Raw genomic sequence first — 14,695 nt, forward strand, 5'->3', positions numbered from 1 at the left:
CCGCGCTGTCGGCCTGGACGGCCTCGTCCTCAAACGCCGGACGGGCTGGTCGGGCCCCCGGACGGGCCTGTGCCCCGAGACGGGCCGGCTGTTCCCGCGGGCGGGCTGGAGGGTGCCGGAACGTACGGTGCTGTCGAGGGCAGTCCCAGGTCCGAGGGGAGCAGGGAGGCCAGCCAGCAGTCGCGGCGTACGCCCTTGTTGGCGATGGCCGAGCGGAGGGTGCCTTCCAGGGTGAAGCCGGCGTTCTCGGCGACCGTGCGGGAGGCGGTGTTGCCGACTTCGGCCCGCCATTCGAGGCGGTCGACGGGCAGGGTGGTGAAGGCCCAGCGGGCTGCGGTGAGGGTGGCCTCGGTGGTGTAGCCGTGGCCGCGGTGTTCCTTGGCCGCCCAGAAGCCGACCTCGGCCGTGCCGGGGGAGCGCATGGTGAGGCTGAGGACGCCGGTGAGGGCTCCGTCGGGGAGGAAGACGCCGAAGGTGAACATGGAGCCGCTCGCCCAGCCCTCCGGGGCGAGCAGTTCGGTGAAGCTTCGGGCGTGCTCGGGGAGGTAGGGGGAGGGGATCGTGGTCCAGCGCTGGATGTCGGGGTCCTGGGCTGCGGTGTACACGGCGTCGGTGTCCTGCGGATCGAGGGGGCGCAGGACGAGGCGGGGGGTGGTGAGGGTGACGGGCTCGGGCTCCATCGGCCGATTCTGCGCGGAGTGCCTCGGCGGCCGCCATCTTTTTGCGGTGCGTGAGCGCGTGATCACAATTCGCGCAATTCGTCCGGCGGACGCGGCACCATCGCCGGGGCCCGGCCGTTGTCCCCTTTGAAGAAGATTTTGGAGCAGGTGCGCAGCAGTGTGTGGTCCTCGTCGCGGCAGGTCTCCCGGGGTGGCGGGGTCCTCGCATACGATGGCCGTTGCTCAGTAAGTCCACTGGAAACCGACCGTCCCAGGCCCGACCGGCAAGGAGACCAACCCCCGTGTCCGTCCTCTCGAAGATCATGCGTGCAGGCGAAGGCAAGATCCTGCGCAAGCTGCACCGCATCGCGGACCAGGTCAACTCCATCGAAGAGGACTTCGTCGACCTCTCCGACGCCGAGCTGCGGGCCCTCACCGATGAGTACAAGCAGCGGTACGCCGACGGTGAGAGCTTGGACGACCTGCTGCCCGAGGCTTTCGCCACCGTGCGCGAGGCCGCCAAGCGTGTCCTCGGTCAGCGTCACTACGACGTACAGATCATGGGTGGTGCCGCCCTGCACCTCGGCTATGTGGCCGAGATGAAGACCGGTGAGGGCAAGACGCTCGTCGGCACGCTGCCCGCGTATCTGAACGCGCTGTCCGGCAAGGGCGTCCACCTGATCACGGTCAACGACTATCTGGCCGAGCGCGACTCCGAGATGATGGGTCGTGTCCACAAGTTCCTGGGCCTGGAAGTCGGCTGCATCCTCGCCAACATGACGCCGGCGCAGCGCCGTGAGATGTACGCGTGCGACATCACGTACGGCACGAACAACGAGTTCGGCTTCGACTACCTGCGCGACAACATGGCGTGGGCGCAGGACGAGCTGGTCCAGCGCGGCCACAACTTCGCCATTGTGGACGAGGTCGACTCCATCCTGGTCGACGAGGCGCGTACGCCGCTGATCATCTCCGGTCCGGCGGACCAGGCCACCAAGTGGTACGGCGACTTCGCCAAGCTGGTGACGCGCCTGAAGAAGGGCGAGGCCGGCAACCCGCTCAAGGGCATCGAGGAGACCGGCGACTACGAGGTCGACGAGAAGAAGCGCACGGTCGCCATTCACGAGGCCGGTGTCAGCAAGGTCGAGGACTGGCTGGGCATCGACAACCTCTACGAGTCGGTGAACACCCCTCTGGTGGGCTACCTGAACAACGCCATCAAGGCGAAGGAGCTCTTCAAGAAGGACAAGGACTACGTCGTCATGGACGGCGAAGTCATGATCGTCGACGAGCACACGGGTCGTATCCTCGCCGGCCGCCGGTACAACGAGGGCATGCACCAGGCGATCGAGGCGAAGGAAGGGGTGGACATCAAGGACGAGAACCAGACGCTCGCCACGATCACCCTTCAGAACTTCTTCCGCCTCTACAAGCGCCACGACCACAACGAGAAGGAACAGCCCGGCCTCTGCGGCATGACCGGTACGGCGATGACCGAGGCCGCCGAGTTCCACCAGATCTACAAGCTCGGCGTGGTCCCGATCCCGACGAACCGGCCGATGGTCCGTAAGGACCAGTCCGACCTGATCTACCGCACCGAGGTCGCGAAGTTCGAGGCGGTCGTCGACGACATCGCGGAGAAGCACGAGAAGGGCCAGCCGATCCTCGTCGGTACGACGTCGGTCGAGAAGTCCGAGTACCTGTCGCAGCAGCTCTCCAAGCGGGGTGTCCAGCACGAGGTGCTGAACGCCAAGCACCACGAGCGTGAGGCGTCGATCGTCGCCCAGGCCGGCCGCAAGGGTGCCGTGACGGTCGCCACCAACATGGCCGGCCGTGGTACCGACATCAAGCTCGGTGGCAACCCCGACGACCTCGCGGAGGCGGAGCTGCGTCAGCGTGGCCTCGACCCCGAGGAGCACATCGAGGAGTGGGCCGCCGCGCTGCCGGCCGCCCTGGAGAAGGCCGAGCAGGCGGTCAAGGCCGAGTTCACCGAGGTCAAGGAGCTGGGCGGCCTCTACGTGCTGGGTACGGAGCGGCACGAGTCGCGTCGTATCGACAACCAGCTGCGCGGTCGTTCCGGCCGTCAGGGCGACCCGGGCGAGTCCCGTTTCTACCTGTCGCTGGGTGACGACCTGATGCGGTTGTTCAAGGCGCAGATGGTCGAGCGTGTGATGTCGATGGCGAACGTGCCGGACGACGTGCCGATCGAGAACAAGATGGTCACGCGCGCGATCGCGTCCGCGCAGTCGCAGGTGGAGCAGCAGAACTTCGAGACGCGTAAGAACGTCCTGAAGTACGACGAGGTGCTCAACCGTCAGCGTGAGGTCATCTACGGTGAGCGGCGCCGCGTTCTGGAGGGCGAGGACCTTCAGGAGCAGATCCACCACTTCATGGACGACACGATCGACGCGTATGTCGGCGCGGAGACCGCCGAGGGCTTCCCGGAGGACTGGGACCTGGACCGGCTGTGGGGCGCCTTCAAGCAGCTCTACCCGGTGAAGGTCACCGTCGAGGAGCTGGAGGAGGCGGCCGGTGACCGGGCCGGTCTGACCGCCGAGTTCATCTCCGAGTCCATCAAGGACGACATCCGCGAGCAGTACGAGTCGCGGGAGTCGCAGCTCGGTTCCGAGATCATGCGTGAGCTGGAGCGGCGGGTCGTGCTGTCGGTCCTGGACCGCAAGTGGCGCGAGCACCTCTACGAGATGGACTACCTCCAGGAGGGCATCGGTCTGCGCGCGATGGCGCAGAAGGACCCGCTGGTCGAGTACCAGCGCGAGGGCTTCGACATGTTCTCCGCGATGATGGACGGCATCAAGGAGGAGTCCGTCGGCTACCTGTTCAACCTGGAGGTCCAGGTCGAGCAGCAGGTCGAGGAGGTCCCGGTGGCGGATGCCGCGCCGGTCGACATGGAGAAGCAGGACGTGGTGCCGGCGCAGGCGGGTTCGCGTCCGGAGATCCGGGCGAAGGGGCTGGACGCTCCGCAGCGTCGTCAGCTGCACTTCTCGGCTCCGACGGTGGACGGCGAGGGCGGCACGATCGAGGGCGACTTCGACAGTGACGAGGACGAGCCGGTGCGCTCGGAGGCCGATGGCCTCACGCGCGCGGAGCGTCGCAAGCAGGCGAAGGCCGGGCGGCGTCGGAAGAAGTAGGGCGCGCGTCTGCGTGCGCCGCGGGTGTCTACCGGGCCGTGACGCGTGATGCGTGACGGTGTGGCGTGACGTGTGTGACGTATGACGTGACGGCGTCGTGGGCTTCTGCGGGCTTCGTAGCGGCTTGAGGGCCGGGTCACCTTCGGGTGGCCCGGCCCTTTGCTGTGCGGCGGTTCTGGGGCGGCTCAGTCGTCCTGGGGGTGGGGCCTGCGGGTGCCGTCGAGTTCCACCGCGGTGCAGCGCCAGCGGTGGTCGGTGCCGAGTTCCAGGCGGAAGGCCATGGCCCGGAGGCGGTCGCCGGCGCTGATGCGGGCGAAGGCCTCGATGGCACCGGGGCGGGGGACGTAGTAGCCGATGTCCCGGACGACGGGACGGGCGCCCCGGGTGGTGCGCAGGGGGCCGCGTTCGGCGAGGTGGGCCAGGTCGTCGTAGGCGTGGCCGAGGGTGTGCCGGAGCATGAAGTGCACGGGGCGCTGGCCGGTCAGGACCGCGAGGAGGCGGTCGGCGAAGAGGTCAGTGGGGCGGGGCTGGGAAACGGGGCGGCGGGGGGTCTGCGTCTGCGGCTGGGCGGGGACGGTCGGGGAGCCGGTGGGGGTCTTGGGGGCCTTGGCGCCGGAACCGGACCCGGGGGTCGGGTGGCGGGTGAGGGACTGCGGGGTTGCGGGGCGGCCGTCGGCGGGGCGGGTGCGGGTGGGGGCGCTGGTGCCGGGGGGACCGGGTGGGCGGCCACCGCCGGGTGCCGTACGGGGGGCGCCGCCGCTCGGGGTGCGGGGCGGGGCGCCCGCGGGGCGGCGGGTGTCGCGTCGGCCGGGAGGGCGGGTGCCGGGGTGGTGCTGCGTCCTTGTCATGACCTTGTTCATGGGTGTCCCCGTTCGGTGGGCTCGGCTCTACCGGTCGGTAACTTGCCGTCGTGGATCTTGTACGGGGTCGCGGTGCGTGACGGCAAGGAAGCGGAGAGTACTCGGCGGGGGGTCGGGAAGTTCACCTATCAGGGGTGGTGGGAGGTGGTGGAGGCCTGGTGCCGCGGGGGCGGCCCGGGTGAGTGGCGCGGCTCGGGGTTGACGGTCGCGGGGGTGTGGGCAGGGGCCCGAAAGGGGACGGCCGCACGTATCCTGAAGGCCCTCGGGAAGACGCGGAACCCTCTCCGCCCTGGGGTACCGAGTCCGAGCCTGCGACCACGAAAGAGCGGCCAGCCATGCGCGTCTACGTCCCCCTGACCCTCCCCGGCCTCGCCGAGGCGCACAAGACGGGTGAGCTGGGGTCCGGGCCGCTCGTCGCGTACGCCGTCACGCCCGCGTTGCGCGAGTGGTATGTCTCCGACGACATCGAGGAGCTGGAGTACGCGGCGCTCAGCAGGGCCGCGCTCGCCTCGCTGCGATTGCTCGCGGCGGATCCGGGTGCCCCGCGGCGCCGGGTCGTGGTCGCCGTCGACGTACCCGACCGCGCGGCCGCCGCGGACCCCGACCGGGGGCTCGATCCGGCGGCGCTGGGCGAGGTCCGGGTGGCGGGTGCCGTGCCGCTGGCCAAGGCGGCCGCGGTGCACGTCGACGCCGGTGAGGCCGAGGCGGACGTGACCGCCGCGGCGGAGGCGGTCGTGGCGGCGGACGACGGGGACGACGACGCGCAGTTCGTCGTCGACGGAGCCGAGGACCACGAGCTGTTGTGGTTCGCCAGGCAGGAGATCCCGACTCTGGTGGGGTCGGGCGACTGAGGTCGGGTGACTGAGCTCGGACGGCTGTGCGCGGACGGCTGAGCTCGGACGGCCGGCTGCTGGTTGCCGATCTGTAGGCGCGCCGAGCTGTAGGCGCGCTGACCTGCATGCGTGCCGAGCTGTTGAGCTGCCCCGAGTCGGCGGTGTGCCTGGGCCGGTGGGGTGGGGCGCCGCTTCGGTCGGTCACTTGATTGTCGGTGGTGGCGGGTACGTTTGCAGGTATGGGGAAGCAGGAAGCGGCGCACATCGTCTGGGACTGGAACGGGACGCTGTTCCACGACAACGACGCGATCATCGGGGCGACGAACGCGGCATTCGTCGAGTTGGGGCTGGAGCCGATCACGCAGGAGCGGTACCGGGCGCTGTACTGCGTTCCGGTGCCGAAGTTCTACGAGCGGCTGATGGGCAGGCTGCCCACCGACACCGAGTGGGAGGTCATGGACGACGTCTTCCACCGGTACTACGCCGAGCACCGGGTGCGGTGCGGGCTCACCGAGGGTGCCGTGGAGCTGCTCGCGGGGTGGCGGTCCGCGGGGCACAGTCAGTCCCTGCTGAGCATGTATGTGCACGATGAGCTCGTGCCGCTGGTCCGGGGCTTCGGGATCGAGCCGCACTTCGTACGGGTCGACGGGCGGACCGGGCCCTCCGGCGGCAGCAAGGCCGAGCACATGGTGCGCCACCTCGAGGCGCTGACCGGCGTGCAGGCGGCGCGCACGGTGGTGATCGGGGATGCCGCCGACGACGCGGTGGCCGCGTTGCATGTGGGCGCGCGGGCCGTCCTGTACACCGGCGGGTCGCACAGCCGGGCCAGCCTCGAGGTGGTGGGGGTGCCCGTGGTGGACACGCTGGGGGAGGCGGTGGAGGTCGCGGGGCGGTTGGCTGCGGCTGCGTAGGGGTTTTCGGGTCGGGCCTGCCTCGGGCGTCGGATCGGGTGCGGCGTCCTGGGACTTCCTGGGGCGTCCTGGGGGCGCCGCACCTGATCGGGTCGGGGTGGCCGATGGTTCACGGTCGATGCTCGACGGTCGGCCACCTGGGTGGGGCGGGTCAGGTCACGTCACTGGTGCCTTGGTGCGTAGCACCTTCAGGAACTCGCGCATCCAGGCCGAGTGGTCCGGCCAGGCGCGGGCGGAGACCAGGGTGCCGTCGACGACTGCCTCGGCGTCCTGGAAGGTGGCGCCTGCCGACTGCATGTCGAGCTCCAGGGCCGGGTACGCCGTGACGCGTCGGCCGCGGAGGGCGTCGGCGGCCGCGGTGAGCAGGGGGCCGTGACAGATCTGGGCGACGGGTTTGTCGGCGTCGAAGAACGACTTGAGGATCTTGCGGAGTTCGGGGTCGTTGCGGAGGTACTCGGGGGCCCGGCCGCCGGGGATGACGACGGCGGCGTACTGGCCGGGGTCGACCTCGGAGAAGGCGAGGTCGGCGGGCCAGGTGTAGCCGGGCTTCTCGGTGTAGGTGTCGAAGCCGGGTTCGAAGTCGTGGACGACGAACTGGAGCTTTTTGCGGGCGGGGGCGGCGATGTGGACCTCGTAGCCTTCCTCGCGTAGACGCTGGTAGGGGTAGAGGACTTCCAGGGATTCCGCTGCGTCGCCGGTGACGATGAGGATTTTCGCGGACATGGTGGGCGGCTCCTCTCGGGCGGGCGTTGCTCTGGGCAACGTGCCTCTTGGGGGTGGGCTTGCCAAGAGGGGGCGCTTTCAGCGTCCCGCGGGGTGTGGCCGGCGTCGACTTTTCTCGCCCCCGCCGCCCCTACCCGTCCCATCCCAGGGGCTCCGCCCCTTCCACCCCACCTGGGGCTCCGCCCCACCCAGGGGCTCCCGACCCCGGCGGGCCTGCGCTCCCGCACCCCCTCGGGGCTCCGCCCCCCTTCCCACGTCTCCCCCCGTTTTGCCTCTGTGCAGAACGGCAAAGTTCTGGGCTGTGTTTTGTACACATACGGCTCATGACGGGGGGACCGGGAGGGGCGATAGCCTTGGTGGCGTGATCAGCGCGATAGCTTGCGGGGGCAGTGTTGCCTCTGCCCTGCGCCCGGTGTGTGCGGACCATCTCCGCAGCCGGGCGGCGGACGCTGGTCGGCGCGGGCGGGACGGGGCCGAAAGGGCTCCCAGGACGCCGTGCACCCCCCGGATGCACCTGGCGCGGAGAGCAGCGTCACACCCGGGAGTGGTGTCGAGAATGGCCGATAACCCCCCGCTCATCTCACCGTGCGGCATAGCGTCGGAACAGACCGGAGACCCCGGGCCGTGGCGTCGAGCCGCAGGGGAAGAGACCGTACTTCACGTACTTCCTTCTACGTCACGCAACGGCGCGCGACAGGAGCCAGAGGACAATGCAGACCAAGCTGGACGAAGCCAAGGCCGAGCTGCTCGAGAGGGCGGCGCGGGTCGCTGAGAACAGCCCGGTCGGGGGGCATCTACCGACTGGGACGACGGGCGAGGGCGGCGGTACTCCGGGGACCCCGGACCACGCCTCCCTCCTCGCGTTCCTCCAGCGCTACTACCTGCACACCGCCCCGGAGGACCTGAACGGCCGTGACCCGGTCGACGTCTTCGGAGCCGCGCTCTCGCACTACCGGCTGGCCGAGAACCGGCCGCAGGGGACGGCCAACGTGCGGGTCCACACGCCGACCGTCGAGGAGAACGGGTGGACGTGCAGCCACTCGGTCGTCGAGGTCGTGACCGACGACATGCCGTTCCTCGTCGACTCCGTCACCAACGAGCTGACCCGGCAGGGGCGGGGGATCCACCTCGTCATCCACCCGCAGGTCGTCGTGCGGCGCGATGTGGCCGGCAAGCTCATCGAGGTGCTCAGCACCCCGCCCGCCGCGGGGGAGCTGCCGCACGACGGGCATGTCGAGTCGTGGATCCACGTCGAGATCGACCGTGAGACCGACCGGGCCGACCTGAAGCAGATCACCGCCGACCTGGTGCGCGTCCTGTCCGACGTCCGGGAGGCCGTCGAGGACTGGGAGAAGATGCGGGACACCGCGCTGCGGGTCGCCGATCACCTCCGGGAGGAGCCCGTCCCCGGTGATCTGGCGCGGCCCGAGGTCGAGGAGGCCCGTGAGCTGCTGCGCTGGCTGGCCGCCGACCACTTCACGTTCCTCGGCTACCGGGAGTACCAGCTGCGCGGGGACGACTCCCTCACCGCCGTTCCCGGGACCGGGCTCGGCATCCTGCGCTCCGACCCGCAGCACGCCGACGCCGACAGCCACCCCGTCAGCCCGTCCTTCGAGCGGCTGCCCGCCGACGCCCGCGCCAAGGCGCGTGAGCACAAGCTGCTGGTGCTGACCAAGGCGAACAGCCGGGCCACCGTGCACCGGCCCTCCTACCTCGACTACGTCGGTGTGAAGAAGTTCGACAAGGACGGGAACGTCGTCGGGGAGCGGCGCTTCCTCGGGCTGTTCTCCTCCGCCGCCTACACCGAGTCCGTGGTGCGGGTGCCGGTCGTGCGGCGCAAGGTCGAGGCGGTGCTGAAGGGCGCCGGGTTCTCGCCCAACAGCCACGACGGGCGCGACCTGCTCCAGATCATGGAGACCTACCCGCGCGACGAGCTGTTCCAGACGCCGGTGGACGAACTCCGGTCCATCGTCACGTCCGTGCTCTATCTCCAGGAGCGGCGCCGGCTGCGGCTGTACCTGCGGCAGGACGAGTACGGGCGCTACTACTCGGCGATCGTCTACCTGCCCCGGGACCGGTACACCACGGGTGTGCGGCTGCGGATCATCGACATCCTCAAGGAGGAGCTGGGCGGGACGAACGTCGACTTCACCGCCTGGAACACCGAGTCGATCCTGTCCCGCCTGCACTTCGTCGTGCGTGTCCCGCAGGGCACCGAGCTGCCGGAGCTGTCCGACGCCGACAAGGAGCGCATCGAGGCGCGGCTCGTCGAGGCGGCGCGTTCCTGGGCCGACGCGTTCCAGGAGGCGCTCAACGCCGAACTCGGCGAGGAGCGGGCCGCGGAGCTGCTGCGGCGCTACGGCAGCGCCTTCGCCGAGGGGTACAAGGCCGATCACAGCCCGCGTTCCGCCGTCGCCGACCTGTGCCATCTGGAGCGGCTCACCGAGGAGCGGAACTTCTCGCTCAGCCTGTACGAGCCGGTGGGCGCCGCGCCCGACGAGCGCCGCTTCAAGATCTACCGCAAGGGTGACGCGATCTCCCTGTCGGCCGTGCTGCCGGTCCTGAACCGGCTCGGTGTCGAGGTGATCGACGAGCGGCCGTACGAGCTGCGCTGCGCGGACCGCAGCAACGCCTGGATCTACGACTTCGGTCTGCGGATCCCCAAATCGCTGGCGGGTCCCGGTGGTGACCTCGGTGACGACGGGCGTGAGCGGTTCCAGGAGGCGTTCTCGGCGACCTGGACCGGCAAGGCGGAGAACGACGGGTTCAACGCGCTGGTGCTGGGGGCCGGGCTGCACTGGCGGCAGGCGATGGTGCTGCGTGCGTACGCCAAGTACCTGCGGCAGGCCGGGTCCACCTTCAGCCAGGACTACATGGAGGACACCCTCCGCACCAACGTCCACACCACCCGGCTGCTCGTGTCGTTGTTCGAGGCGCGGATGTCGCCCGACCGGCAGCGTGCCGGGCACGAGATCGTCGACGCGCTGCTCGAGGAGCTGGACGCCGCGCTCGACGAGGTGGCCTCGCTCGACGAGGACCGGATCCTGCGGTCCTTCCTGACGGTCATCAAGGCGACCCTGCGGACGAACTTCTTCCAGGAGCGCGCGGGCGGCGAGCCGCACGACTACGTGTCCATGAAGTTCGACCCGCAGGCGATCCCGGACCTGCCGGCGCCCCGGCCGGCGTTCGAGATCTGGGTGTACTCGCCGCAGGTGGAGGGCGTGCACCTGCGGTTCGGGAAGGTCGCGCGCGGTGGTCTGCGCTGGTCCGACCGGCGGGAGGACTTCCGTACCGAGGTGCTCGGCCTGGTGAAGGCGCAGATGGTGAAGAACACCGTCATCGTGCCGGTCGGCGCCAAGGGCGGCTTCGTCGCCAAGCAGCTGCCCGACCCGGGCGTGGACCGTGACGCGTGGCTGGCCGAGGGAATCGCCAGCTACAAGACGTTCATCTCGGCGCTGCTCGACATCACCGACAACCTGGTCGGCGGGGAGGTCGTGCCGCCGGCCGACGTCGTGCGGCACGACGAGGACGACACCTACCTGGTGGTCGCCGCCGACAAGGGCACGGCGACGTTCTCCGACATCGCCAACGAGGTAGCGCAGTCGTACAACTTCTGGCTCGGCGACGCCTTCGCCTCCGGCGGCTCGGCCGGCTACGACCACAAGGGCATGGGCATCACCGCCCGCGGTGCCTGGGAGTCCGTCAAGCGGCACTTCCGGGAGCTGGGCGTGGACACCCAGGCCGAGGACTTCACGGTCGTCGGCGTCGGTGACATGTCCGGTGACGTGTTCGGCAACGGCATGCTGCTCAGCGAGCACATCCGGCTGATCGCCGCCTTCGACCACCGGCACATCTTCATCGACCCGAAGCCGGACGCGGCGACCTCCTACGCCGAGCGCCGCCGGCTGTTCGAGCTGCCCCGTTCCAGCTGGGCCGACTACAACGGTGACCTGATCTCCGCCGGCGGCGGTGTCTTCCCGCGGACGGCGAAGGCGATCCCGGTCAACGCCCACATCCGTGAGGCGCTGGGCATCGAGACGGCCGTCACCAAGCTGACCCCGGCCGACCTGATGAAGGCGATCCTGCGGGCGCAGGTGGACCTGTTGTGGAACGGCGGCATCGGCACGTACGTGAAGTCCGGTGCGGAGTCGAACGCCGACGTCGGCGACAAGGCCAACGACCCGATCCGGGTGGACGGCGCCGACCTGCGTGTCAGGGTCGTCGGCGAGGGCGGCAACCTGGGTCTGACCCAGCTCGGCCGGATCGAGTTCGCGCTGCACGGCGGCAAGATCAACACGGATGCCATCGACAACAGCGCGGGCGTCGACACCTCCGACCACGAGGTGAACATCAAGATCCTGCTCAACGGTCTGGTCGGCGAGGGCGACATGACCGTCAAGCAGCGCAACAAGGTGCTGGCGGAGATGACCGACGAGGTCGGCGTGCTCGTCCTGCGCAACAACTACGCGCAGAACACGGCGATCGCCAACGCCCTCGCGCAGTCCAAGGACATGCTCCACGCCCAGCAGCGCTTCATGCGCCACCTGGTCAGGGAGAAGCACCTGGACCGGGCCCTGGAGTTCCTGCCCACCGACCGGCAGATCCGTGAGCGTCTCGGTGCCGGCCAGGGTCTGACCAGCCCGGAGACGGCCGTCCTGATGGCCTACACGAAGATCACGGTGTCGGACGAGCTGCTGCACACCTCGCTGCCCGACGACCCGTACCTGCGCGGCCTGCTGCACGCGTACTTTCCGACGGCGTTGCGCGAGCGGTTCCCCGAGGGCATCGACAGCCACCCGCTGCGCCGCGAGATCACCACGACCGTGCTGGTCAACGACACGGTCAACACGGGTGGTACGACGTATCTGCACCGGCTGCGGGAGGAGACCGGGGCCTCGCTGGAGGAGATCGTGCGGGCCCAGACCGCGGCCCGGGCGATCTTCCGCTCGGCGCCGGTGTGGGACGCGGTGGAGGAACTCGACAACCGGGTCGAGGCCGACGTCCAGACCCGTATCCGGCTGCACTCGCGGCGGCTCGTCGAGCGCGGTACGCGCTGGCTGCTGAACAACCGGCCGCAGCCGCTCCAGCTCGCCGAGACCGTCGACTTCTTCGCCGAGCGTGTCGAGCAGGTGTGGTCGCAGATGACGAAGCTGCTGCGGGGCGCGGACCTGGAGTGGTGGCAGCGGATCCACGACGAGCTGGCCGACGCCGGTGTCCCGGACGAGCTGGCCACTCGGGTGGCGGGGTTCTCCTCGGCCTTCCCGGCGCTGGACATCGTCTCGGTGGCCGACCGCATGGGGCGGGACCCGCTGGACGTCGCCGAGGTCTACTACGACCTCGCCGACCGTCTGCACATCGCCCAGCTCATGGACCGCATCATCGAGCTGCCGCGTGCCGACCGCTGGCAGTCCATGGCCCGCGCCTCCATCCGCGAGGACCTGTACGCGGCCCATGCGGCGCTGACGGCTGACGTGCTGGCCGCCGGCAACGGCACCTCGACGCCCGAGCAGCGTTTCAAGGCCTGGGACGAGAAGAACGCGGCGATCCTGGGCCGGGCGCGCACCACGCTGGAGGAGATCCAGAGCTCGGAGACGTTCGACCTGGCCAATCTGTCGGTGGCCATGCGGACGATGCGTACGCTGCTGCGGACGCACTCGTAGGCGGTAGGCCGTAGGCAACAGGCGGCGGTAGGCCGTAGGCGGTAGGAGACGATGGAAGGGCGCCCCCCGATCGACTGGGGGGCGCCCTTTCGCCGTGCTCTCGGGCGCGGCTCCTTCGTTCAGCTCCTCTTCTTCTTCGCCTTGCCGTCCCCGGTGAAGGCCTCGTACTCCTTCAGGACCTCCTCGGCGGGGCCGTCCATGCGCAGTTCGCCGCGCTCCAGCCACAGGGCGCGTTCGCAGGTCTCGAGGATCGAGCTGTTGCTGTGGCTGACCAGGAAGACCGTGCCCGCGTGTTCGCGCATCTGACGGATGCGCTCGGCGGAGCGGTTGCGGAACTTGGCGTCGCCGGTGGCCAGGGCCTCGTCGACGAGCAGGACATCGTGATCCTTGGCGGCGGCGATGGAGAAGCGCAGCCTGGAGCCCATGCCGGAGGAGTAGGTGCGCATGGGGAGGGAGATGAAGTCACCCTTCTCGTTGATGCCGGAGAAGTCGACGATCTCCTGGTAGCGCTCCCTGATCTGCTCCCGGGTCATGCCCATCGCCAGGCCGCCGAGGTAGACGTTGCGTTCACCGGTCAGGTCGCTCATCAGGGCCGCGTTGACGCCGAGGAGAGAGGGCTGGCCATCGGTGTAGATCCTGCCGCGCTCCACCGGGAGCAGACCGGCGATCGCCTTGAGGAGCGTCGACTTGCCGGAGCCGTTGGTTCCGATCAGGCCGATCGCCTCACCCTTGTGCGCGACGAAGGAGACGTTCTTCACCGCGTGCACGGTGCGTACGCCGGACACCTTGTCGGCCTGCTTGCGGCGCACGATGCGGTTGAGGGCGGCGGTCGCGCTGCCCCGGCCGCCGACCGTGCCGTTGACCCGGTAGACGATGTCGACGCTGTCGGCGATGACGGTGGGGGCCCGTTCGTCGGTGATGTCGATGGGCGCGGTGCGGGGTGTGTTGTCAGCCACGGCCGTACGTCTCCTCAGCCTTCCAGAAGTAGATGAAGCCACCGACACCGGCGAGCAGGGCCCAGCCGGTCGCGACCAGCCACACGTGGGGCGGCAGCTGACTGGCGTGGAAGGTGTCGATCAGCGCGAAGCGCATCAGGTCGATATAGACGGCGGCGGGGTTGGCCCGCAGCAGGTCGGCGACCCAGGTCGGCAGGCCGGCGTGCTTGTCGAGCAGGTTGTCGATGCTCCACATCACACCGGAGGTGTACATCCAGGTGCGCAGGATGAACGGCATCAGCTGCGCTATGTCCGGCGTGTCGGCGCCCAGTCGGGCCATGACCATCGAGATGCCCGCGTTGAAGACGAACTGCAGCGTCAGGGCCGGGATCACGAGGAGCCAGGAGAGGGCCGGCGGCACGCCGACGGCGAGCAGGATGAACGCCAGGGCGGCCATCGAGAACAGCAGTTGCTGCAACTGCTGAAGACAGAACGAGATCGGCAGCGCGGCCCGCGGGAAGTGCAGCGCCCGGACCAGGCCGATGTTGCCCGAGATGGCCCGGGTGCCCGCCATGATCGAGGTCTGGGTGAACGTCCACACGAACACGCCCGTGACGAGGAACGGGATGAAGTCCGTTACACCCTTCTTGGTGTCGAGGAGTACACCGAAGATGAAGTAGTAGACCGCCGCGTTGAGCAGGGGGGTCATCACCTGCCAGACCTGGCCCAGCTTCGCCTGGGCGTACGTCGCGGTGAGCTTGGCGGTGGCGAACGCGGTGATGAAGTGGCGGCGCGCCCAGAGCTGGCGGATGTACTCGGGCAGGGACGGGCGGGCGCCGCTGACCGTGAGGCCGTGACGGGCGGCCAGGGCCGCGAGGTCGCCGTGGGGGGCGGCCTGTGTCTGGGGCGGTGTGTGGAGGACCTGACTCACATCCGCTGCTTTCGCTCGGGGGGAAGGGGGTGCG

General features: G+C 69.5%; 9 protein-coding genes. 4 read left to right on the forward strand and 5 right to left on the reverse strand.

Annotation, left to right across the window (positions count from 1 at the left end; all coding sequences use genetic code 11):
- Positions 1-29: 29 nt before the first annotated feature.
- Positions 30-680, reverse strand: coding sequence for a GNAT family N-acetyltransferase (locus ACFVYS_RS00080; protein ID WP_389497313.1), 651 nt, complete (start codon positions 678-680; stop codon positions 30-32).
- A gap of 281 nt (positions 681-961) precedes the next feature.
- Here ACFVYS_RS00080 and secA point away from each other — a divergent pair, with 281 nt between their 5' ends.
- Positions 962-3,808: a preprotein translocase subunit SecA gene (gene secA, locus ACFVYS_RS00085; RefSeq protein WP_389497315.1), complete on the forward strand. Its 2,847-nt coding sequence runs from the start codon at positions 962-964 to the stop codon at positions 3,806-3,808.
- A gap of 185 nt (positions 3,809-3,993) precedes the next feature.
- Here secA and ACFVYS_RS00090 read toward each other — a convergent pair whose 3' ends face one another.
- Entirely contained in the window at positions 3,994-4,668 is a 675-nt protein-coding gene (locus ACFVYS_RS00090) for an Rv3235 family protein (RefSeq protein ID WP_389497317.1), read from the reverse strand.
- 335 nt (positions 4,669-5,003) lie between these two features.
- Between ACFVYS_RS00090 and ACFVYS_RS00095 the strand changes: the two genes are divergently transcribed.
- Both ACFVYS_RS00095 and ACFVYS_RS00100 read left to right on the forward strand, forming a co-directional pair.
- Entirely contained in the window at positions 5,004-5,519 is a 516-nt protein-coding gene (locus ACFVYS_RS00095; protein WP_389497319.1) for a DUF6912 family protein, read from the forward strand.
- A 221-nt stretch (positions 5,520-5,740) separates the two neighbouring features.
- The gene (locus ACFVYS_RS00100; RefSeq protein ID WP_389497321.1) at positions 5,741-6,412 is read left to right on the forward strand and encodes an HAD family hydrolase; all 672 of its coding nucleotides are present in this window, start codon (positions 5,741-5,743) and stop codon (positions 6,410-6,412) included.
- 156 nt (positions 6,413-6,568) lie between these two features.
- On the opposite strand, the gene ACFVYS_RS00105 is transcribed toward ACFVYS_RS00100, so the two are convergent.
- Positions 6,569-7,135 (reverse strand): DJ-1/PfpI family protein, encoded by a 567-nt coding sequence (locus ACFVYS_RS00105; RefSeq protein ID WP_054240274.1) that lies wholly within the window; start codon positions 7,133-7,135, stop codon positions 6,569-6,571.
- A gap of 710 nt (positions 7,136-7,845) precedes the next feature.
- On the opposite strand from ACFVYS_RS00105, the gene ACFVYS_RS00110 reads away from it, so the two are divergent.
- Entirely contained in the window at positions 7,846-12,795 is a 4,950-nt protein-coding gene (locus ACFVYS_RS00110; protein ID WP_389497323.1) for an NAD-glutamate dehydrogenase, read from the forward strand.
- Between the two features lie 119 nt (positions 12,796-12,914).
- Here the strand turns inward: ACFVYS_RS00110 and ACFVYS_RS00115 are convergent, their stop codons facing one another.
- A complete protein-coding gene (locus ACFVYS_RS00115) occupies positions 12,915-13,751 on the reverse strand; it encodes an ABC transporter ATP-binding protein (protein WP_389497325.1) in 837 nt (278 codons plus the stop codon).
- Positions 13,744-14,661, reverse strand: coding sequence for an ABC transporter permease (locus ACFVYS_RS00120; protein ID WP_389497327.1), 918 nt, complete (start codon positions 14,659-14,661; stop codon positions 13,744-13,746). Before ACFVYS_RS00120 ends, ACFVYS_RS00115 begins: the two co-directional genes overlap by 8 nt.
- Positions 14,662-14,695 lie beyond the last annotated feature (34 nt).

This window comes from Streptomyces sp. NPDC058295, assembly GCF_042880655.1.
Taxonomy (GTDB): domain Bacteria; phylum Actinomycetota; class Actinomycetes; order Streptomycetales; family Streptomycetaceae; genus Streptomyces; species Streptomyces coriariae.